At 37.9% G+C, this 21,458-nt stretch carries 28 protein-coding genes; 17 read left to right on the top strand and 11 right to left on the bottom strand.

Annotated features, from left to right (window positions below; genetic code table 11):
• The first annotated feature begins 7 nt into the window (after positions 1 to 7).
• From ybaK to MKY60_RS03200, 5 genes are all read left to right on the top strand, one after another.
• Positions 8 to 490, top strand: coding sequence for a Cys-tRNA(Pro) deacylase (gene ybaK, locus MKY60_RS03180; RefSeq protein ID WP_090564586.1), 483 nt, complete (start codon positions 8 to 10; stop codon positions 488 to 490).
• Positions 491 to 579: 89 nt separating this feature from the next.
• On the top strand, positions 580 to 1,227 hold the full coding sequence (locus MKY60_RS03185) for a YczE/YyaS/YitT family protein (RefSeq protein ID WP_340928539.1): 648 nt from the start codon (positions 580 to 582) through the stop codon (positions 1,225 to 1,227).
• 78 nt (positions 1,228 to 1,305) lie between these two features.
• Positions 1,306 to 2,367, top strand: a complete 1,062-nt coding sequence (locus MKY60_RS03190; RefSeq protein WP_093493726.1) for a hypothetical protein — start codon at positions 1,306 to 1,308, stop codon at positions 2,365 to 2,367.
• A 141-nt stretch (positions 2,368 to 2,508) separates the two neighbouring features.
• Positions 2,509 to 3,699: a glycine C-acetyltransferase gene (locus MKY60_RS03195; RefSeq protein ID WP_241595093.1), complete on the top strand. Its 1,191-nt coding sequence runs from the start codon at positions 2,509 to 2,511 to the stop codon at positions 3,697 to 3,699.
• 210 nt (positions 3,700 to 3,909) lie between these two features.
• Positions 3,910 to 4,197 carry a hypothetical protein gene (locus MKY60_RS03200; RefSeq protein WP_093493731.1) on the top strand — a complete coding sequence of 96 codons (288 nt, stop codon included), beginning with the start codon at positions 3,910 to 3,912 and terminating at the stop codon, positions 4,195 to 4,197.
• Here MKY60_RS03200 and MKY60_RS03205 read toward each other — a convergent pair.
• Entirely contained in the window at positions 4,148 to 4,786 is a 639-nt protein-coding gene (locus MKY60_RS03205; protein WP_340928541.1) for a hypothetical protein, read from the bottom strand. The two genes, MKY60_RS03200 and MKY60_RS03205, sit on opposite strands and share 50 nt — an antisense overlap.
• Before the next feature lie 168 nt (positions 4,787 to 4,954).
• Between MKY60_RS03205 and MKY60_RS03210 the strand changes: the two genes are divergently transcribed.
• Positions 4,955 to 5,914 carry an L-threonine 3-dehydrogenase gene (locus MKY60_RS03210; RefSeq protein WP_093493734.1) on the top strand — a complete coding sequence of 320 codons (960 nt, stop codon included), beginning with the start codon at positions 4,955 to 4,957 and terminating at the stop codon, positions 5,912 to 5,914.
• A 16-nt stretch (positions 5,915 to 5,930) separates the two neighbouring features.
• On the opposite strand, the gene MKY60_RS03215 is transcribed toward MKY60_RS03210, so the two are convergent.
• The 5 genes from MKY60_RS03215 to MKY60_RS03235 form a co-directional block, all read right to left on the bottom strand.
• On the bottom strand, positions 5,931 to 7,271 hold the full coding sequence (locus MKY60_RS03215) for a YjiH family protein (protein ID WP_241595095.1): 1,341 nt from the start codon (positions 7,269 to 7,271) through the stop codon (positions 5,931 to 5,933).
• A gap of 110 nt (positions 7,272 to 7,381) precedes the next feature.
• Positions 7,382 to 8,068, bottom strand: coding sequence for a bacillithiol biosynthesis deacetylase BshB2 (gene bshB2 / locus MKY60_RS03220; RefSeq protein ID WP_340928543.1), 687 nt, complete (start codon positions 8,066 to 8,068; stop codon positions 7,382 to 7,384).
• Between the two features lie 13 nt (positions 8,069 to 8,081).
• Positions 8,082 to 8,432, bottom strand: coding sequence for a YojF family protein (locus MKY60_RS03225; RefSeq protein ID WP_093493740.1), 351 nt, complete (start codon positions 8,430 to 8,432; stop codon positions 8,082 to 8,084).
• Positions 8,433 to 8,558: 126 nt separating this feature from the next.
• Positions 8,559 to 9,392 carry a bifunctional hydroxymethylpyrimidine kinase/phosphomethylpyrimidine kinase gene (gene thiD / locus MKY60_RS03230; protein WP_090564568.1) on the bottom strand — a complete coding sequence of 278 codons (834 nt, stop codon included), beginning with the start codon at positions 9,390 to 9,392 and terminating at the stop codon, positions 8,559 to 8,561.
• A gap of 69 nt (positions 9,393 to 9,461) precedes the next feature.
• Positions 9,462 to 9,719 (bottom strand): hypothetical protein, encoded by a 258-nt coding sequence (locus tag MKY60_RS03235; RefSeq protein ID WP_093493743.1) that lies wholly within the window; start codon positions 9,717 to 9,719, stop codon positions 9,462 to 9,464.
• Between the two features lie 104 nt (positions 9,720 to 9,823).
• On the opposite strand from MKY60_RS03235, the gene MKY60_RS03240 reads away from it, so the two are divergent.
• The 5 genes from MKY60_RS03240 to MKY60_RS03260 are packed head-to-tail and all read left to right on the top strand — an operon-like array spanning position 9,824 to position 12,099.
• Positions 9,824 to 10,573, top strand: coding sequence for a DUF4230 domain-containing protein (locus MKY60_RS03240; protein WP_093493745.1), 750 nt, complete (start codon positions 9,824 to 9,826; stop codon positions 10,571 to 10,573).
• 7 nt (positions 10,574 to 10,580) lie between these two features.
• On the top strand, positions 10,581 to 11,234 hold the full coding sequence (locus MKY60_RS03245) for a uracil-DNA glycosylase (protein ID WP_340928546.1): 654 nt from the start codon (positions 10,581 to 10,583) through the stop codon (positions 11,232 to 11,234).
• 37 nt (positions 11,235 to 11,271) lie between these two features.
• Positions 11,272 to 11,451: a uracil-DNA glycosylase gene (locus MKY60_RS03250; RefSeq protein ID WP_090564560.1), complete on the top strand. Its 180-nt coding sequence runs from the start codon at positions 11,272 to 11,274 to the stop codon at positions 11,449 to 11,451.
• A complete protein-coding gene (locus tag MKY60_RS03255) occupies positions 11,448 to 11,699 on the top strand; it encodes a YwdI family protein (protein WP_093493748.1) in 252 nt (83 codons plus the stop codon). Before MKY60_RS03250 ends, MKY60_RS03255 begins: the two co-directional genes overlap by 4 nt.
• A 19-nt stretch (positions 11,700 to 11,718) precedes the next feature.
• Positions 11,719 to 12,099, top strand: a complete 381-nt coding sequence (locus tag MKY60_RS03260) for a DUF423 domain-containing protein (RefSeq protein ID WP_093493750.1) — start codon at positions 11,719 to 11,721, stop codon at positions 12,097 to 12,099.
• A 135-nt stretch (positions 12,100 to 12,234) separates the two neighbouring features.
• Here the strand turns inward: MKY60_RS03260 and gerQ are convergent, their stop codons facing one another.
• From gerQ to hemQ, 3 genes are all read right to left on the bottom strand, one after another.
• Entirely contained in the window at positions 12,235 to 12,573 is a 339-nt protein-coding gene (gene gerQ / locus MKY60_RS03265) for a spore coat protein GerQ (protein WP_090564554.1), read from the bottom strand.
• 19 nt (positions 12,574 to 12,592) lie between these two features.
• Positions 12,593 to 13,012, bottom strand: a complete 420-nt coding sequence (locus MKY60_RS03270) for a cell wall hydrolase (protein WP_093493752.1) — start codon at positions 13,010 to 13,012, stop codon at positions 12,593 to 12,595.
• Between the two features lie 525 nt (positions 13,013 to 13,537).
• Positions 13,538 to 14,287: a hydrogen peroxide-dependent heme synthase gene (gene hemQ / locus MKY60_RS03275; RefSeq protein WP_090564550.1), complete on the bottom strand. Its 750-nt coding sequence runs from the start codon at positions 14,285 to 14,287 to the stop codon at positions 13,538 to 13,540.
• 151 nt (positions 14,288 to 14,438) lie between these two features.
• Between hemQ and pta the strand changes: the two genes are divergently transcribed.
• On the top strand, positions 14,439 to 15,383 hold the full coding sequence (gene pta / locus MKY60_RS03280; RefSeq protein ID WP_340879022.1) for a phosphate acetyltransferase: 945 nt from the start codon (positions 14,439 to 14,441) through the stop codon (positions 15,381 to 15,383).
• Between the two features lie 11 nt (positions 15,384 to 15,394).
• A complete protein-coding gene (locus MKY60_RS03285; protein ID WP_093493756.1) occupies positions 15,395 to 16,234 on the top strand; it encodes a lipoate--protein ligase family protein in 840 nt (279 codons plus the stop codon).
• A 240-nt stretch (positions 16,235 to 16,474) separates the two neighbouring features.
• On the opposite strand, the gene MKY60_RS03290 is transcribed toward MKY60_RS03285, so the two are convergent.
• Positions 16,475 to 17,098, bottom strand: a complete 624-nt coding sequence (locus tag MKY60_RS03290) for an RsfA family transcriptional regulator (protein WP_090564544.1) — start codon at positions 17,096 to 17,098, stop codon at positions 16,475 to 16,477.
• Positions 17,099 to 17,309: 211 nt separating this feature from the next.
• Here MKY60_RS03290 and MKY60_RS03295 point away from each other — a divergent pair, with 211 nt between their 5' ends.
• From MKY60_RS03295 to MKY60_RS03305, 3 genes are all read left to right on the top strand, one after another.
• On the top strand, positions 17,310 to 17,537 hold the full coding sequence (locus MKY60_RS03295) for a DUF1450 domain-containing protein (RefSeq protein ID WP_090564542.1): 228 nt from the start codon (positions 17,310 to 17,312) through the stop codon (positions 17,535 to 17,537).
• An 84-nt stretch (positions 17,538 to 17,621) separates the two neighbouring features.
• Entirely contained in the window at positions 17,622 to 18,917 is a 1,296-nt protein-coding gene (locus MKY60_RS03300; RefSeq protein WP_090564538.1) for an HD domain-containing protein, read from the top strand.
• A 30-nt stretch (positions 18,918 to 18,947) separates the two neighbouring features.
• On the top strand, positions 18,948 to 19,463 hold the full coding sequence (locus tag MKY60_RS03305; RefSeq protein WP_340928548.1) for a YwgA family protein: 516 nt from the start codon (positions 18,948 to 18,950) through the stop codon (positions 19,461 to 19,463).
• Positions 19,464 to 20,449: 986 nt separating this feature from the next.
• On the opposite strand, the gene MKY60_RS03310 is transcribed toward MKY60_RS03305, so the two are convergent.
• Positions 20,450 to 20,635, bottom strand: a complete 186-nt coding sequence (locus MKY60_RS03310; protein ID WP_090564533.1) for a 2-hydroxymuconate tautomerase — start codon at positions 20,633 to 20,635, stop codon at positions 20,450 to 20,452.
• A 66-nt stretch (positions 20,636 to 20,701) separates the two neighbouring features.
• Between MKY60_RS03310 and MKY60_RS03315 the strand changes: the two genes are divergently transcribed.
• Positions 20,702 to 21,217, top strand: a complete 516-nt coding sequence (locus MKY60_RS03315) for a YwhD family protein (RefSeq protein WP_340928550.1) — start codon at positions 20,702 to 20,704, stop codon at positions 21,215 to 21,217.
• Positions 21,218 to 21,458 lie beyond the last annotated feature (241 nt).

A 21,458-nucleotide genomic window follows, 5' to 3' on the forward strand; every position in this document is an offset into this window, starting at 1 on the left:
TTCGAACATGAGCAAAAAACAAAAAACAAATGCAGTTCGGAAATTAGAGCAACAGAAAATTACGTTCGAATTAATTGAATACGAGCTCACTGGAGATCAAGTAGACGGGGTAACTGTAGCGGATAAAATAGGCTATCCCGTTTTTGTTGTGTATAAAACATTACTTGTTACTGCTGGAACTAATAAGCATTTTGTTTGTATTATTCCTGTACATAAGGAGTTGAATTTAAAAGAAGTAGCTCAAGCAGTCGGTGAGAAAAAAGTAGAGCTTTTGTCGTTAAAAGAATTGTTACCGACCACTGGGTATATTAGAGGTGGATGCTCCCCGATTGGTATGAAGAAACTATTTCCAACATGGATAGACACAAGCGCAGAGAGCCTTGATTTTATACTTGTTAGTGGTGGGAAAATCGGTCTTCAGATAAAACTAAGCGTCAAAGATTTACTTCAACTCACGAATGGACGAATTGCAACAATAATTAAAATGTAATCGTTTCTTTAAAACATCGTTATAATTGACCTACTATATACTGGAGACTTTATATGTAGTTTTCAGAAACGGGAAGTAGGTGAAATAAAATGAAGCAATTAGTTTGGCGTTGGATATTTTTTGTTGCCGGAGTCACAACGATGGCTTTGGGAATTTCGATGACCATTAAAGGACAGCAATTTGGAATTGGACCATGGGATGTATTTCATGTTGGTTTATATAATCATCTTGGTTTAACTATTGGCACCTGGGCAATTTTTACAGGTATTATCATTGTGTTAATCACGATGATTGGAACAAAGAAATTTCCACAGCTTGGAACATGGTTAAATATTCTTTTTATAGGGTCCTTTATTGATGTGTTTAACTGGCTATTGCCTGAGATTACAAGTTACATAGGTCAACTGATTATATTTGTTATTGGAATTGCTATAACGGCAGTAGGTGTTGGGGTTTATGTGTCTCCGAACGTAGGAGCAGGTCCACGCGACTCTCTTATGCTCCTACTTATGGCGAAAACGGGCTGGAGTATTAAAAAGGTGCGGACTGGTATTGAAATAATTGTTGCACTTGCGGGCTGGGCACTTGGTGGTCCCGTGGGAATCGGTACTATTATTATTGCTTTACTGCTAGGGCAGATTGTTCACTATTCATTGCCATTATCTCAAAAACTATTATTTAAGATTTGCGGTTATACATTGCCGTATATGAAGAAGAGTGTGGAAAATCAATCCTGATTTTCCGCACTCTTTTTCATATTTCACCCGGGCAGTGCATATAGTATTTCTTGAAGGAATGATAGGGAGGATGAAGCTATGAACGGAATAATTACTCATTATATGGGAAGGTCATATACTGGACAAGGTGTAAAAAGCTTTTACAAAGAAATTATTCAAGAAGCGAACAAAGTATATTTCTTTAAAGGACCCACTACCTATCGATTGACGGATATATTTAAGGAAATAGGCTATAATGCCGTACGCCGAGGTAAAAATATGGAGTGGTTTTATGATCCAATGCATGAAGACCTGTTGGAGGGGTTATATATTAATGAAACTAAAACCCTTTACTTACAAGCTGACACCGTAGATCCCACTTATTATGGGGCTGGGCATGAATGGGTGCCGTATTATGAAGCCTATAATGATAGGAAACTCCGCGACATTGGTCCAATAGTAAAAGAAAAACAGATTAGTAATGATGTATGGTTAACAAAAGGGCTTCAAGCATTGTCCCGAGCAAAAAAGATACACGATGAATGGGAACAGCTTATCCAGGTAGCTATCAGCTGGGATGGGATTACAGCACTGCTTGAAGATTGTACAAAGAATAATATCGGTAATATTCAACTCCAAAAGAATCCGAAGGTAACACATCGTTTAATGGGATCGCTAACTCCGCTTGGGGCAAAGGATACACTAGAGTCAATCTCAAAAAATTTAAAAACCAGATTGTATATAAAAGGGTTACCAGGTAGTGGGAAATCTTCTTTCATGAAGAAGTTTGGGGAAGAGGCTAAATTACATGGTTTAGATGTTCGGTATATTTGGTGTGGCCTTGATGCTAACAGTGTAGACGGGGTAGTACTTCCGCAACTCCAGTTATGTGTGGTAGATGCTACAAGCCCTCATATATACGAACCAGAGCGAGATGGAGACGAAATTATAGATTTCTTCCCACATATCGATCAAACAAAGCTAAATGAGGATAAAATATTAGAAGTGAGAAATCGTTATTCAAACGAAATGGAACTTGCTCAAGATTATCTATGCACATATGCTGGAGAATCGAAAATGATCAAGATGCTTTATGATTCAGCCATTGAAGAAGATAAATGGAGTGAGTTGCAGGAAAAAATGCTTGAAACGATAAGGTAAATATAGAGATTTTAACAGGATGTAGCAAATGCGAAGCCCCATGACAAATGTCTGTGGGGCTTTTAGTGTCAGCTTTATTTTCCTCAATCCTGTTAGCGTGGTAAGATAGAGTAGAATATTACCCGCGAAAGGATGAGGAACATGTCTCATGTATTAAATAATTTTATATCCGAAAACTTAAATGATTTAAAAAGCCAAGGTTTATATAACGAAATCGACCCTGTAGAAGGTCCAAACGGAGCGAAAATCAGTGTAAAAGGTTCTGAGCTCATTAACCTATCTTCTAATAACTATTTAGGTCTTGCAACAAATCCAGAACTTAAACAAATTGCCAAAGAAGCAGTGGACAAGTATGGAGTTGGGGCAGGAGCAGTTCGTACGATCAACGGGACGCTGGATCTTCATGTGAAGTTAGAGCAAAAGCTAGCTGAATTCAAAGGAACAGAAGCTGCAATTTCGTATCAATCAGGCTTCAACTGTAATATGGCAGCGATTTCTGCTGTGATGGATAAAAACGATGCAATACTATCAGACCAACTAAACCATGCATCTATTATTGATGGTTGCCGTCTATCACGTGCGAAAATAATACCGTTTAATCACTCTGATATGGATGATTTACGTGCAAAAGCGAAGGCTGCAACTGAATCTGGGCAATACAACAAAGTAATGGTTATTACGGATGGTGTTTTCTCCATGGATGGAGATATTGCAAAGCTTCCAGAAATCGTAGCAATTGCAAAAGAATTTGATCTAATTACTTATGTAGACGATGCTCATGGTTCAGGTGTGACTGGTAAAGGAAAAGGAACTGTTAAACATTTTGGTTTAGAAAAAGAAATTGACTTCCAAATTGGTACCCTTTCCAAAGCAATAGGTGTCGTAGGAGGATACGTTGCAGGTAAAAAGGATTTAATCGACTGGTTAAAGGTTCGTTCGCGTCCATTTTTATTCTCCACAGCGCTACCACCTGGTGATGTAGCCGCCATAACGTCAGCAGTTCAAATGATCATTGATTCTACAGAATTACACGATAAACTTTGGGAAAACGGTGACTACCTAAAAGCTGGTTTATCGAAACTAGGCTTTGACATCGGTGCATCTGAAACACCGATAACTCCTTGTATCATCGGGGACGAAAAATTAACTCAGGTATTCTCAAAACGACTATTCGAAGAAGGCGTTTACGCAAAATCTATTGTCTTCCCAACTGTACCAAAAGGAACTGGCCGCGTCCGCAACATGCCGACTGCAGCCCATACAAAAGAAATGCTAGATGAAGCCATCGCTGTTTATGAAAAAGTTGGTAAAGAACTTGGGGTAATTAAATAATAATAATAATAATAATAAGTAGCTATCAAGTAAAAACTTGATAGCTACTTTTTTGTGGAAGACTATTATAAATATACCTGTGAACACGATTTCCGTTTCAAGTGACACGTTACGCGGGAAGGTCTAGCCACCTCAGGTCAACAGGATGTTGCCACAAGAGGTGGTGCTCTTAGCTTTCTTTGAATCATTCACTGTGGGGGGGCAGGTTTATTGAGTAAGTTACCATTAATTACGAAGATGAAGGTTGAACGAAGTGAGGTTCATCGAAAAGTAGAATTCCAGGTTATTGCAACTTTGGAGAATGGAATGGAACATATTTTAATAACAATTTTTCTCGATGGTGCTTATGAAGATTTGTACCTATTCCATATAGTCGGTAGCACACAGAAGAACTTAATTATAGAAAAAAATAGTGAAAAAACGCTGATAGTTTTCAGCGTTTTTTTGTTTAGTTTGCATACTCTTTTTCCATCCATTCAAACGAATAAAAAAGATTAAACTTCTGAATTCCACTAGCCAAGTGAATACACTGCTCAGTGGCTATACGAAAACCGCTCAAATCTCTTTTTTCCAGAGCGATAATTGCATCTATTGCATAGGGCATCCAACCAACTGGCAACTTCCCCTTTAAAGAATGAGCTTCTTCAAAATTCCCTTTCTGAGCTTCGGCATATGCAATGTAGTATGTATGAAGTGGTTCTTTACTTATTTGTTTAGCGCGTTGTTCAAACAGTGATACATTATTTTCAAATAAAGCTAAATTTGTTTTATATACCTCTTGCATATATGGTTGTTTGTACTTCGATAAAATAAGTTGAATGGAAGAGATTATTTCTTCACGATCGCCGTTCTTTACCGCAAGTGGGTATGCAAATAGAGGCTTATGTTTATTTTTCTCCAAAAAGCGCTTAATCTTTTTCAGATTGTTAGATTTATAAATCGTATACATTTGAGGTAAAACAAGTAATACAACGTATACAACTATAATTACTATATAAATTAACCAAAATGGTAGGTTTAAAAATAGCAAAGCTACAGTTAGTACAACTCCGAAAATAAATATGTATATAAGTGGTAATAGTCTCATATCATTCTCTCCTTTATTTTATTATAACAAAACTCCCTAAACTGAGGTATTGTATTTAGTGAATGAACATTGTATAATAATCCTCATGAAAGACTAGTCATATCAATGGTTTGAAGGATAATAATGTACTTCTCAAAAATACATTTGTTTTTGAAAGGGAGAATTTTCATGAAAAAAATTATGGTTACTGGAGCTTTAGGTCAAATTGGTTCAGAGTTAATAACCAAATTGCGAAAAGAATATGGCTCGGAAAATGTATTAGCAACAGATATTAGACATATAGCTTCCCCTGTATCGGAAAGTGGTCCTTTTGAAATTTTGGATGTGACAGACGGAGAAAAAATGCATCAGCTCGCAAAGGATTTTAAAGCTGATACGATGATTCATATGGCAGCTCTATTATCAGCAACAGCGGAGGCAAAACCTTTACTTGCCTGGAATTTGAACATGGGTGGGTTAGTGAATGCATTAGAAGCCTCAAGAGAGCTAGGCTTACAGTTCTTTACTCCAAGCTCTATAGGAGCATTTGGTCCATCTACACCTAAGAGGAATACTCCACAGGATACATTACAGCGTCCAACAACCATGTATGGTGTGAACAAAGTATCTGGTGAACTACTATGTGATTACTATTTTAACAAGTTTGGCTTAGATACACGTGGAGTACGTTTCCCAGGGCTAATTTCCAATGAAACTTTACCAGGTGGCGGAACAACTGATTATGCAGTGGATATCTACTATAAAGCAATACAAGATGGAGTATATACATCATATATTGCAGCTGGAACATATATGGATATGATGTATATGCCTGATGCATTACAGGCGATTGTAGACTTAATGGAAGCAGACGGAAGCAAACTAATACACCGTAATGCGTTCAATGTAACAGCAATGAGCTTTGAACCTGAGGGAATTGCAGCATCAATAAGAAAAGAAATACCTACATTCGCCATGAACTATGAGGTGGATCCAATTCGTCAAGCAATAGCAAACAGCTGGCCAGATTCGATTGATGCAACAGCTGCGAAGGAAGAGTGGGGCTTTTCGTTTAAATACGATTTAGATGCAATGACAAAGGATATGTTAACTAAACTAGCAACAAAAAAAACAGCGGACCTTCTATAAGGTTCGCTGTTTTTATTTAAAACAATATATGTGCTACTACAGCAATGATTGGGAATGCAATAAGCGTACGTAGTAAGAAAATAACGATTAAATCTTTAATATTAACCGGAATTTTCGAGCCTAATAACAATCCGCCTACTTCTGACATATAGATCAATTGTGTTACGGACATTGTAGCGATAAAGAAACGAGTCATTTCCGATTCAATAGACGCACCAAGTATTGATGGTAGGAACATATCTGCAAAACCAACAACCATAGTTTGAGCTGCTGCAGCTGCTTCTGGAATTCCGAAAAGCATAAGCAAAGGTTCAAATGGTTTGCCTAAAATAGCAAATACCGAAGTATATTCTGCAAGCATTAATGCAATTGTACCGAATGCAAGCACCACAGGTGCAACCCCGATATACATATCCACCACGTTTTTTATACCATCAACGAAAAACTTACTAATCGAGCGGTTTTTATTGGCTGTATTTAATGCATTTTCTAAACCATGTGTAACAGCATTATAATTTTCAGGGAACTTTTCTGCTTCTAAGTCAAGTGGACGTCCATCAATATGTACGTCCTCTTTTCCAGCAAGTGGATAAATTCTTGGCATGATAAACGCAAGAACTATACCACAAAGTAGAACAGTTAAATAATACGGAAGGAAGTATTTACCCAAACCTACTTGATCTAATACAACAATACAGAACGTAATTGAAACTACAGAGAAGGTAGAACCAATAATTGCTGCTTCTTTCTTCGTGTAATAGCCTTCTTCATACTGTCTACTCGTAAGCAAAACACCGATTGTACCATCTCCAACCCATGACGTAAGAGCGTCAACTGCGGAACGGCCAGGTAATTTAAATAACGGACGCATAATTCTCACCATCATCGTACCAAAGAACTCCAGTAATCCGAAGTTTAATAGAAGAGGTAGCAACAATCCTGCGAATAAGAAAATGGTAAATAAGAAGGACACTAATCCAGTTGGACTTAATAACATTCCACCTGTATTTTCACTCCAAATTGCTTCTGGGCCAATTTCCCAAATGATTAAGATGGAAAACACTGCTCCAACAATCCGTGTTACTGTCCAAAAAGGAGTTACTTTAAACAAGTTATTGATAAAGGTTTCTTCTTTAGGTTTGAATAGAAAAATTGTCGAACCAACTGCAGCGATTAAAAGTGTTATCAAAGCAAGCCATTGTACAACAGGCTCAAGTACTGTTGAAAGAATACTCGCAAGCCAAGCTATCGGTATTTTAAATCCACCATCAAATGGTAGAGGAATCATAAAAAGTATAACACCCGCTATAGACGGGAGTAAGAACAATAGCCATGTGGATAAGGAAAACTTTTTCATGAAACAGACCAACTTTCTATATTTGAATATTTATTCATGTAGTGTAATGATGACGCTTACAAATAATAATTCAAATACAGAGATAAGTCTATAGTTATCGAAAAGTTTTTTTATTCGAAATCTTTGGAGAAATCATAGGTGTAAAAACGTTCAAAGTTTAGCCAGTTCTCTGCTTCGGTTTCCCCATCTGCTAGATGTTTATCCATTTCCTCTAACATCCATGCAGTTTGTGAAATATGGGCACGCATAGAGCCCATTTTTTGGACTGCTGCTTCTTTTATATTATGAACAATATCTGGTTCTCCTAGAACTTCCTTAGAATCATTAGAGAATGCTAGTGCATAAATCGTCGGTCGTTGCTCTTCTGGCATACGTCGTACCGCACGAACCATTGCACGTCCGGTCGCATCATGATCGGGATGTACTGCATAATTAGGATAAAATGTAATAATAAGTGAAGGGTTCGTATCAGATATTAGATTTTGCATCATCTCGACCATTTTTTCATCGTCTTCAAACTCTATCGTTTTATCACGTAATCCCATCATACGAAGGTCTGTCAAACCCATTGCCTTAGCTGATGCAAGTAATTCTTCTTTACGTATCTGAGGCAATGTTTCACGTGTGGCAAACGGAGGGTTTCCTAAATTTCTTCCCATTTCTCCTAGGGTTAAGCAAGCGTATGTAACCGGAATTCCTTGATTAATATAAGTAGCAATTGTACCTGATACTCCAAATGCTTCATCATCTGGGTGAGGGAATACAACTAGTACATGTCGTTCCATTGGTAATGTCATTTATTTGTCCTCCTTAATAAGTAAATGGTGTTTTACTAATTTGTAATGCAACCGCTAATTTTCCACTTTGGTCATGACCGGCCATCAGTAATCGACCGTGTTCATCTAGCTCGAAATGGGTAATTCCTTGCGCATAAACCCAACCATGAGGTAGCTTCAAACCTATACGATGTGGAGCTTCTCCAGCTATTTTTCCAAGTTCATAACGAATCATTACATTTCGAATAAATGCTCCTGCATTAAAAACATTCTCGTTAAAATGGGCAGCATATGCACCATTAGTCGTTTCTAAATGTATATATACATCTTCGTTTGCAAAGTTATTTAAAAGCTCTTGCAAGCGATCTACTTGAACAATTTCCATTCATATTGCCTCCTAACATACTGTCTGCTACTAGTATAATGAAAAAAACTATATGAAGCGAATGATTGAATTTAACATAAAAAAACTCGTAAGTCATAGATGACCTTACGAGTTAATAACAGCGTATTAAACAGTTGTGGTAGTTACTTCTGGTGCACCAAATTTACCTTTAGCACCATGTAGGACTGGACCAACGTATTGATTCAACTTCCACCCATGAGCGATGGCTGCCGAAACAAATTCCTTCGCTTCAAAAACTGAATCGGCAACAGATAAGCCATTAGCTAAGTTTGCAGTTATTGCTGCGGCAAACGTACAACCAGCACCGTGATTATAAGTAGTCTCAGTTTTTTCTGTTTCTAAAAGTGTATGGGTTTGACCATCGAAGAATAGATCAACAGCTTTTTCATGTTTTAACTGTTTTCCTCCTTTGATGACTACATTTTTAGCACCAAGTGCGTGAATTTTTTCGGCAGCTGCTTTCATATCCTCGATTGTTTTCAAAGCTCCAATTCCGGACAGTTGTCCAGCTTCAAATAGGTTAGGAGTAACTACTAATGCGCGTGGAAGTAAGAACGTAATCATTGCATCCACTGTTCCAGGGTTTAGTACTTCATCCTCGCCTTTACATACCATTACAGGGTCAATAACTACACTTTGAACTCCTGCTTCTTCTATAATGTTCCCTGCAGTTTCTATAATATCTTCTGTACTTAACATTCCAGTTTTAATAGCATCAACGTTTGTAGACAATGCGGTTTTTGCTTGGCGTTTAATCTCGTCTACTGGCAATGAAAATACTCCGTGGCTCCAACCGTTATCGGGATCCATAGTAGCAACAACTGTTAAAACGTTCATGCCGTATGTACCGTGTTCTTGGAAAGTTTTTAAATCTGCTTGAATTCCGGCTCCACCAGAAGTATCGGAACCAGCTATTGTAAGTGTTTTTTTGATAGACATTGGACTTTTCTCCTTTTTCTATACTGCTTATAATTATTTTATTGTATCAGATTTTGTCGGATATTTACATTATGGAATCTTGGGAGCTGTCCAAAGCTTATATAAAACAAATAGACAGACGAGAACTACAATACCTGTTAATAGAGAACCGACAATAATATCATTTATCCATAATGAAACAGATAAAAAAATTAAAAATGCTATTACTAGGATGAATACAAAAACAAAACATCCCATTCCAATGTTTTTAGCGCCTTCTGACAACATATTCTTACTTGCTGCTTTTTCAATTTGTTTTAACTTCTCTCGATAGTGAAAATCTGCCATATGAAAAATCTCCTTTTATTCATCGTATCATGGTAGATTAGTTGTTAATAGCGAAACTTTTCGCTATTGTAAACGTAATAGAAACAGAGGAAAAGAGGGATGATATGCGAAAAGAGGACAAGATTCGTGAAATGGAAAAGCTTTTGAAGGAGTTAAAAGCGCAAGATGAGACAGCTGCAACTATTGCGGAAAGTCCTTCCCGTAAAGGTATTAACTTTTGGAAGATGCCCCGTGTTTTATATAAATTTGGCTCGAAGTCCTTTCTACTCATTGGGCTTCTCATTCTCTTATTAGTAGCGGCACTTCCATTTGCAGCCTTTTGGGCTATTAAAGGAAGTACGTTCACCGAAAGTAAAGGATCATTCGTCGAACAAGTACAAGCTTTGAATGAGTTGTCTACAGCACAGGCATATACCAAAGTAATTATTGAAAGACAAGATAATGCAGTATTTGGAAAAGAGATTGGGATTGATTTACCTGGAACGAAAAGACAGCTCCTTGTAGTTGTACCAGGAACTGTCAAAGCTGGCGTCGATTTTTCACAGGTAACCGAATCAGATATAGTAGTAAATGATGAGAATAAGACGGCCAAGTTAACATTGCCACATCCAGAATTTTTAGGTGGACCAGAGATTTTATTTGACCAGGTTGAAGTATTCTCATATGAAGGGTTATTCCGCGAAAAAGCGGATATCGAGGAAGCATATGAACTTGCAGAGACTGCAAAAGAGATGATGATTGAAGAAACAACTGGACAGGGGATTTTACAATTAGCAGAAGACAATGCTGCTAAGTCGGTGAAAGAAATGTTCCAGTTAGTAGATTATGAAGTAGAAGTGGATTTTAAGGAGTGACATGGACATGCCTAGTTGGAAAGATGTGTTAAGAGAGGAACAGGAGAAGCCTTATTATAAAAAGCTACAGTTATTTTTAGATAAGGAATATGCTACTCAAACAATTTTTCCTGCACGTAACGAAATTGGCAGTGCATTTAAGATTACAGCCTATGATAACGTTAAGGTAGTGATTTTGGGTCAAGATCCGTACCATGGGAATGGCCAAGCCCATGGAATGAGTTTTTCAGTGAAGCCAGGTGTCCGCATACCGCCGAGCTTAAGGAATATGCTGAAGGAACTAGAGGATGATTTAGGCTGCCCTTTTCCAACTAATGGATATTTAGAGAAGTGGGCGAAGCAAGGTGTTCTGCTATTAAACACAGTGTTAACTGTTCGAACTGGAGCAGCGAATTCACATAAAGGTATGGGCTGGGAAACGTATACAGATGCTGTCATTCAAAAGCTTTCTGATCGTCAAAAACCTATTATTTTCGTTTTATGGGGCAAGCCCGCACAGTCCAAAATAAAACTAATAGATACCGAGGAACATATGATTATAACAGCACCACATCCTAGCCCGCTAAGTGCGCATCGAGGATTTTTTGGGAGTAAGCCATATTCCAGGATTAATGTCCAATTAGCTGCATGGGGTGAGCAACCCATCGATTTTTGCCTATAAATATGCTACGATAGTCAGTGGAAAGTGGGGGAGGACATTGCCTGTAAATTGTTTCAAATGTCGACACTTTTTTACGACATGGGATGCGCGAAATCCCCGTGGATGTAAAGCATATGGATTTAAAACAAAGGAACTTCCCTCTGTAGTAGTTAAGCGTTCTTCGGGTATGGAATGCTTGAAATTTGAACCAAAGCAAGTGGAGGGTCATAGACGATGATTTCTAATGAGCAACTTTTAATGCAAATAGATAAACATCTAAAGTACGCAAAAAATAATGGAACTGAACAATCTGTCAGAGAATCGCTTGTGGCAATCAAGGCGCTATGTGATGCTGGTTTAGAAGGTCAAATTCCGTCACAAGCTCCTATTACTAGAAGTGTACAGACGTCTTCAGCTATTCTACCTACACAACCAGTCGCTTTAAAAGAAGAAGATGCAAATGGGGATTCCCTATTCGATTTCTAAGAGAAAGAAGGAGAAATTTGTGCAATTTTTTATTATAGCAGGTGCTATTAATGGATTTTTATCTGTTGCTCTTGGAGCATTTGGAGCTCATCTATTAGAAGGCAAGGTGGCCGACAAATATTTGGCGACATGGGATACAGCAGTTCAGTATCAGATGTTCCATTCGTTAGCTTTAATAGCTATAGGTATATTGATGAGCAGTAAAGTGCTTGGCCCACTCTCTACTTTGAATACTGCAGGGTATTTAATACTTGCAGGAATTGTTATTTTCTCTGGTAGCTTATATGTTTTGAGTTTAACGGGAATTAGTGTTTTAGGTGCAATAACTCCAATTGGTGGAGTAGCATTTTTAGCAGGATGGATTATGCTCATAGTAGCTGCAGTGAAATACGCAAACTAGTTGGAAAGTCGAATCTCACGTGGGTTCGGCTTTTTTATTTTGAGAAAAAGCTTAGGTGGTGCGAGTTTCATCTAGAATTGTGGAGCACTCAATCATAAAAAAAGCTTATTCGCAAATACGAATAAGCTCTAGGCATCATGTGAAATAATTAATCTCTTCATCAAATGTTACATAGTCTAAGTAAATCATAAGCATTAAGTATCGTTTACCATTTGGATCACTAATAATAACGTGATCCCGACCAGCCGCTTCTACATAGCCAGTAATTACTAAATTATTTCTTTCTCGGTTGTTCTCGAACGTAAAATAGAATGTACCTAACTTGCCTCTGTTAGCTCTTAAAATATTTTCAATATAAGATTCTTCCTGTTGTCTAGTAGCTGCAGGTAATTGTACGCTAGGTGGGGTCATCGGTTGTTGCATCTGCTGTTGCTGTTGGGGAAAACCTCCAGGGTGCCAATAATATTGAACCATTCATACATCCTTTCTAAAATTAAATTTCAGGACAATCTGCGGTAGAAGGAGAGTAAAAGCAATGCGATTTGAAACGGCCAGTATTCCATTGGTTATACCACTGCGCTGGGCATTCACCAGGTGGTTCAAAAAACCACAAAGAACGGGTTGCAGGATGAAAACGTTCACCATTAATAACTCTTTGGGCAAGCCTTTTATCTTGCTCACGTGCACGTTGATAGAAGTACGATTTCTGTGTTGCCTCAAATCCTCCGGGGCTTTGAAAAACCATTTCCTCTAGCGTACGTATATTTTTGAAATCTAGGCAGGCAGCACGAACTCTATTTACTCCTACGTTTCCAACCATAAGCATGCCGAGCTCGCCTTCACCTTCCGCTTCTGCTCGCATCAGCCGTGCAAGTAATTCCATTTGCTTCGTGTTGGATTTGACGACTGCCATTGCATCACCTCCTACCCATACACTATGCATCCAGCTAGAAAATGATGAACAAAGATTGTCTAAAAATAGCGAGCGTTTTTCCGTTTAATGGATTTTTGAAACAATAGGGGATTACACAAGACTTAGAGGGCCACAAACACAACTATATTCCGATAAAAGGAGTTTACTTTGTTTGAGTATATGGCAAAAGCTTGCTTACTTGCTTTCAATACCTTTTTACTTGCTCTAGTGCTTGAATTACTTGCTCTTTACTGAGGCTTACTTGTTCTTATGTGGTATTTACTTGCTCTGACTCAACGTTTACTTGCGAATAGGGGAATATTGGAAGTGTATTGTGAAGAAAATAAAAAAAAAGAAGCCCGTTCCTCTCTCAACAGAAACCTAGATTTGCCGTTGATTGTAGCGAAGAGCGGACGCTTTCTTTGTGCACGGCTTCAGCCGCAAGCCCCACGAATCCAGTATTCACAGGACATCTTTATATACTTTCTAATCTAAAAAAGACTGCATAGCTGCAGCCTTTTCCTATTAAATATTAAAGAATGTAGAGCGCTTTTCACCGGCAAGAATAGTACCTGTGAAGAATGACCCGAATTCTGCATAACGAGCACTTACTTCATCAAAACGCATTTCGTATATTAACTTTTTAAATTGAAGAACATCGTCTGAGAATAGTGTTACGCCCCATTCAAAATCGTCAAAGCCAACTGAACCAGAAATTATTTGTTTCACTTTTCCTGCGTAGCTGCGACCGATTAAACCATGGCTTCGCATTAAATCTTTACGCTCTTGCATTGGAAGCATATACCAGTTGTCATCTCCATCACGGCGCTTGTCCATTGGATAGAAGCAAATATATTGAGAACGTTGAAGCTCTGGGTATAAACGTGCGCGTACATGTGGATTTTGATATGGATCTTCGTTAGATTCACCTGCTAGGTAATTAGACAATTCTACTACTGAAACGTATGAATAAGCAGGAATTGTGAAGTCCGCTATTGTCAATTTGTTAAATCTTGCTTCCAATTCTTGAAGCTCATCCATTGTTGGACGTAATGTCATTAACATAAAATCTGCTTTTTGCCCAACAATTGTGTAAAAAGCATGAGCTCCCGTTTTTGCATCATCAGCAAGTTGCATTTCATCCAAAAATGCTACGAACTCTTCTGTAGCTTGTTTGCGTAGTTCAGGATCTACTTGTTTCCAAGATGCCCAGTCCATTTGGCGGAAATCATGTAATACGTACCAACCATCTAATGTAATTGCTGCTTCATTCATTATTTATGACACTCCTTTAAGTTAAATAATCGCATATTCAGTGTATCATATACATTCGAACTTTTCTTCTAATGACACGGCTTTGACATGACAATCTGTGACAAACTCGTGTATGCTTGAAGTAACAAAAATGAGCGTAGGAGGAGAAAAAATGGCGGATTTTTTTCAAGAAATAAAAGAAAAATTAAGGGATGCCAATTTATCTATTATATTACCTGAGGGAAATGATGAGCGAATTATTACGGCAGCTCTGAAATTGCAGGAAGAAGGTATCATTCATCCCATTATTATTGGAAATAAAGAAGAGATCCCTTCTGTTCTAACCGTTATTAATCCCCAAAATTATGAAGAAATGGACAAGCTTGTCTCTGCATTCGTAGAACGTCGTAAAGGTAAAGTGACAGAAGAACAAGCGCGTGAAATTTTAAAAGACGTCAATTATTTTGGAACAATGTTAGTTTATATGGAGCAAGCAAATGGATTGGTTAGTGGAGCAGCACATACAACTGCTGAAACAGTACGCCCTGCATTACAGATTATTAAAACAAAGCCAGGAATCTCGAAAACAAGTGGAGCGTTCATCATGGTGAAAGATGATGTTCGATATGTATTCGCTGATTGTGCAATTACTATTGCACCAACGAGTGAAGACTTAGCGGAAATAGCAGTTGAAAGTGCTAAAACAGCTGCAGCCTTTGGAATAAAACCAAAAGTCGCAATGTTATCTTTTTCTACAAAAGGCTCTGCCCAATCGGTGGAAACAGAAAAGGTAGTGGGAGCTACTGAATTAGCAAAACAGATGGATCCAGGTATTATAATAGAGGGAGAGCTACAATTCGACGCGAGTATTGTTCCAGCAATAGCAGCAAAAAAAGCTCCAGATGCAGTAGTAAAAGGGGATGCAACGGTATTTGTATTTCCTTCATTAGAGGCAGGGAATATTGGTTATAAAATTGCACAGCGTTTAGGTGGATTTGAAGCAATTGGGCCTATTTTACAGGGATTGAATGCACCAGTAAATGATTTATCACGAGGATGTTCTGCAGATGATGTATATAAACTAGCTTATATTACAGCTGCACAAGCACTTATTTGAGGAGAAGTTACATGTCAGAAATAGAAGATTTATTGCAACAAGAAAAGTGGCGATTTTGGGATCAATCACTTAGCGGTAAGAGTAGATCAGCACTCGAATCGTTCGCATCGGATGATTTACTTTGTCATCTAGTAGGACAAGAGCAGTCACCTGCAACCGTTCGTACGTGGGTCCATTCGCAAACTGTTGTGTTAGGTATACAAGATCACCGACTACCGTTCGTGGAAGATGCACAGGATTTTCTTCGCACACAGGGATATTCCCCAATCGTTCGTAATTCGGGCGGACTAGCTGTTGTCTTAGATGAAGGTGTACTTAATGTATCTATTATTTTGCCGGAAGCGAAACAGGCAATTGATATACCTACTGGCTATGAAGTGATGCTTGCATTTGTAGAGCTTTTATTCCCCGAGTCAGGTGGGAAAATAGAAGCTTATGAGATTATTGGATCGTATTGTCCAGGTTCATATGATTTAAGTATAAATGGTAAAAAGTTTGCTGGGATTTCTCAGCGTAGACTTCGTCAGGGAATCGCAGTGCAAGTGTATCTATGTATTGAAGGTAGTGGAAGTGAACGAGCAGAACTAATTCGTAAATTTTACGAAATCGGCTTACAAGGAGAAAACACAAAGTTTACATATCCCGATATTAAACCAGGAGTGATGGCATCGATGAATGAACTGCTTGGTACATCGTTCAAAGTAGAGGATATCGTCATTCGTATCCAGCAGATGCTCCAACAATTATCGAGTGTTGTTATCAACCAGTCCGTCACACCAGATGAAATGGAATTGTACCTCTTTTACATGCAACGAGTGGTAGACAGGAATAAGAAAATGCTAGAAAAATGATAATATATTTTCTTAGATGTCTTTTCATCAAACTATAAGAAAAAAATAGATATTTTAAATTGAAACATAAGAAAAGGACCTCCACGAAGAACTTTGTGGGAATAGCTTGAGCAGATGACCCTCGCATGCTGAAGCCGAGCCCATGGAAAAGAAAGTGGTGGTCCTTGCTGTACTTAATATATATATGACTCTATTTCTAATCAAGTTTTGAGTTTTTTTACAGACAAAACCACCAATCTTCTAAACGATTGGTGGTTCTTTAGATACTAGGTTACCGTTCTTCTCCATTTGAAAAACGGGTACTGCTGGGATTTCCTCTTCGTTTAATGTTACAAGACGTCTAGCTCGGTTCATGATTTGTACAAATTGCTCGTAATCTTGTTTAATAGCTGCGTTCTCTTTTTCAAGTTTTGCAAGTTCACTTTCTAATTTACGAATCTTTTCATTTGAAATAGTTGAAAGGTGACGGTATCTAGAAATATCTGAATCACTGTGTTGCAACCGTACAAGATACGCGATAATAATATCAATTGATAATGCAGATACTGGAATAGATTGTGCACGATCGCCATCTTCTTGAGGTTTAGCTAGATAAATTCCGTTTCCTCTTCGTCTATAATCCTTTCCTAATATACGTAGCTTTTCTTTTCTTTCTTTTTTAGCTTCCTTTAATTCACTTTCGTATTGATGGCGGACGACTGCATTCCAGCGAAATCCGCAAGCGGCTGCAGTTCTATTTAATTCATCACCAGCTTCTTCAAATGCATTTAGTTGAGTGCTACCTTCTCGAACGTGACGTAATACCATCTCTGCTAGCATCTCATCATTTTCTGTCATCCATGCGTCCTGTCTAATTTTTACCATGTTCTTCCTCCTACCATGTTCATAGTTTCGTTGTTCTATTAACATAATGGTCAACTTATCGCTCTTTTATTCACGTAATATACACTTGATAGCAATATAAACTTTAAGATACAATGACCTGTAGACTATTACTTTTTTAAATAATTCAGTTGGTGTAAAAAAAATACTAAATTATGTGAATGCCTCCGTTGAATGAAAGGGGTTGTGGACTATGGCAAATCATTTTCGAGTTTGCGATGAGTGTCAGGCGGTCAATTTAAAAACATTGATTCCAAAATTAAAAGCAATTGATCCCGAGGCGGAAATTGAAGTGAACGAATGTCAGTCATACTGCGGTCCCGGACGTAAAAAAACATTCGCATTTATCAATAACCGTCCAGTTGCAGCGCTAACTGAAGACGAATTAATGGAAAAAGTACGTGCCAAAATAGCAGATTAATAAGACCTTTTGCCGCCTTTCAATATGCGGCTTTTTTCTTTATAATGGATACAAAGTTATAACTAGCATTACGGAGGTGGAAAAATGAGCTATGCGACACAAAAGCTAGCAGAAGAAAAAGTGTTTAAAGATCCAGTTCACCGCTATATCCATGTTCGCGATCAGGTTATCTGGGATGTTATCGGAGCAAAGGAATTTCAACGACTTCGCCGCATTAAACAGCTTGGAACTACGTATCTAGTTTTTCATGGTGCCGAACATAGCCGTTTCAATCACTCGTTAGGTGTGTACGAAATTGTACGAAGAATTGTAGATGATAGTTTTAGTGGCCGACCGGAATGGGACGATTCTGAAAGGCTAGTAGTGCTATGTGCCGCTCTTCTCCATGATTTAGGACATGGCCCGTTTTCTCATGCGTTTGAAAATGTGTTTGGATTAGACCATGAATATTTCACACAACAAATAATACTTGGCGATACGGATGTAAATGAGATATTAAAAAGAGTGAGTGAAGATTTTCCACAAAGAGTTGCCGACGTTATCGGTAAAACATACTCAAACAAGCAGGTAGTTAGTTTAATATCCAGTCAAATTGATGCTGATCGCATGGATTATTTACAAAGAGATGCGTATTTTACTGGAGTAAGCTATGGACACTTCGATATGGAAAGAATTTTGCGTGTGATGCGTCCAAGAGAAGATCAAGTGGTCATCAAATCTAGCGGAATGCATGCTGTTGAAGACTATATAATGAGCAGATATCAAATGTATTGGCAAGTATATTTTCATCCAGTTTCCCGCAGTGCTGAGGTAATTTTGACGAAAATCTTGCATCGAGCAAAAGCATTAAGTGAAATGGGTTATGATTTTGAACAACAACCGACACATTTTAGAGGTTTCTTTGATGGTACATATACTTTGAACGAGTATCTAGCTTTAGATGAAGGGGTTTTATTGACCTATTTTCAGCTATGGATGACAGAGAAAGATCCAATTCTATCAGACTTAAGTAATCGTTTTGTTAATAGAAAATTATTCCAATATATTGAATTTGATTTGGCAAAAGATTATATGAAAATGAAAGAGTTGGAGTTGTTATTTAAAAAAGCGGGTATAGACCCAGAGTATTACTTAGTTTTCGATTCCTCTTCAGACTTACCGTATGACTTTTATCGTCCTGGAGAAGAAGGTGAGCGTATACCAATTCACTTGTTAAAACCAAATGGAGAAATTCGAGAACTATCACGCGAATCAGAAATAGTGGAGGCAATCTCCGGAAAAAGAAGAACGGATCATAAATTGTATTTCCCAGAAGATATTTTAACTAAGGATGGAAAGAAAAAAGCGCTGAAAAAGCAAATACTCGATTTATTGACTTAATGTACTTGAAAGTAAAGGAGGGGTCTAATTTTGATAGAAGAACATGCAAAAATTGTGCAATTTATTGGAGCAGCTAACGGCATAACAGGAAGAAAAAAACTGCAAAAAATGATTTACATCGCAAAAAAACTTCAATATCCATACAAGGAAAAATACGAATTCCATTTTTATGGCCCTTATTCAGAAGAGCTTACCTTACGAATTGAAGAATTATGTAATATGGGTTTTTTAAAAGAAGAACGACAAGATAAAGGCTCATACGTACAATATAAATACCAAATGACCGATGCAGGCGAACATTTCACTCAAATGGCACAAGTTCCTGAAGCAACACGAGATTTAGTAGAGTGCATTAACCAAATGAAAGATAAAAGTTCTCGTTTCCTAGAACTAGTATCGACATTATTGTATTTCGATTATCTACCAAAAGAGGAACAAATCGAAAAACTTCATGTTGTAAAAGGTAAACTTAACTTCACAAAAGAAGAGATCGACGAGGCATTTACATTTGTCATGAATCTCATGAATGAACGAGCTATCCAGTAGGATGGCTTTTTTTTTATAAGGTAAGAAAGTATATAAAAATGTCCCGTGAACACTGGGTTTTCGACACTTTTAAGAGAGAATAATCCTGCTGATTTCCGTTTTAGGTGGTTACAAAGGAACGAAGGCTAAAAGCGCCACCTCGTGTGGCAACGCCTTCGTGACCAACCTCCTGTTGGCCTCCGTGGGCGTTGCCTCAGCCTCCTCGCTGGAAAACAAATGCTCCTGCGGTTACTCGTCTCAAAGACATTACCCAAACAAAGTTTGGCCAATGTCTTCGCTGCGGGGTCTTCGCCTAACGCTTTTCCCACTGGAGTCGCCACCTTGCACTACAATCAACTATGTGAGTAGTACCCATTATTAAATTTGGCAAAGCATATCGCTTAGATAATAAGATTAGTCCAAGTTAATGTAGGGAAAAACCATTTGTAATCACTGTTGAATTAGAAATGCTATTATTTTATGATAGATGAAGGAATTAGACTTTCTTTTTACCAGTGGAAATAAAGTGAAGTAGTAAGTATTTGCCTTATAAAGAAGCGAAGTAGCTCACGAAATTGCATCTTCGTGAGCTTCCTCTATGAATAGGAAAGTATCTTATCTCTAGTTATCCAAAAATGCACTAATCTGTTTCTTAGCGTTGTAGGAGGGCTTCGGACAGGCAAACGCCATAAGATTACCAATATCACTAAAAATTCACTCGGTAATCATATAGCAAAACGTCTGTCCAAAGCACTTCGACAACGTTAGAAACAGGTTTTGAACTTAAAAGACCGGTCGTCTTTTTCCCCGGTTTTTCTTATGTAAAAATTATCCTTTCCGCAAGTAAAAATTACTTAAGAGCAAGTAAACTGAGAAGTAGCACAAGTAACTAATAAAGAGAGCGAGTAAATCACAATTGTGCGCAAGTATACGGCAGGAGAGAGCAAGTGACCTTCCGAATGGAATAAAAAAACGAACCCTTCAAAAAAGGCTCGTTTCCAATCTTCTTATCTATCGCTGAACAACTTACCAGCAGTTCCATAATGATTTTTCGGCATCTCTTCGATGAATACAGTAACATTCTCTACAGGTGCATTAACTGTCTCGGAAACAGCTGCAGTTACCTTCTCAACTAATGCTCTTTTTTGCTCGTCCGTACGTCCTTCTAGCATTTTTACTGTTACATATGGCATTTCATTTCCTCCTTAAGTGAAATTTTCTGTATACTAGTATCATACCAGAACGGAGGGGACTATCGAATGACTAACGAAGAAAAACCAAAACAAAAAATTGGCTTCACGATTATTAAAAATGATCCGACCGATGGACATAAGGGATTTGGTGTAGGTTCTCTTTCATTAGAGAATGTATCACCAGTCATTATTGATATAGAAGAAGACGTTGCGAGAGTCGAAATTGGGGCAATGCATGCCAGAAGTGATACCGAGCGAGGCATTAAATTTACGACAAACAGAGAAGACTCCGCTGGAGGAAAACCGTATTGGCTTGTCTGGGTGACAATAGATTATAATCCAGAAGGACCTTATTTTGCTGGAGTTAGTGCTTGTGAAATGGTTATCAACCGTGAAAAACGTCGTGGGTATAAAATCTTAGCAGATCATGTAAATCGTATGGACAAATCAATGAAACGTCAAATTCTGGTAGATTTTATGGATGACCGCTCCAAAATTATTTTACGTGAATTCTTACAGAGTCATAACAAAGAAATGTGGGAAAGAAGCGAAGAAAAGCTACACCAAGATCTATCTGTCTAAGCCAACTAATCAAATAGTCTGTTTAGGTGGTTGAATTAAAAGCAAAAAGAAAGTACAATTTAGTTAAAGCTTACTTCCATGTAATGCTAGGACACTTAGTGGACTCAAATATGTAAATTGTTTGTGTGAATGGACAACCCAATCCTATAAACGCATTTTTTTACAGAAAGCCAAGCTAAGAAAAAGCATTCTATTACCTAAAGATGGGTAGTAGAATGCTTTTTATTTTATTTTTATTGAT

Origin of the sequence: Psychrobacillus sp. FSL K6-1415 (assembly GCF_038003185.1) — a bacterium.
Classification (GTDB): Bacteria; Bacillota; Bacilli; order Bacillales_A; family Planococcaceae; genus Psychrobacillus; species Psychrobacillus psychrodurans.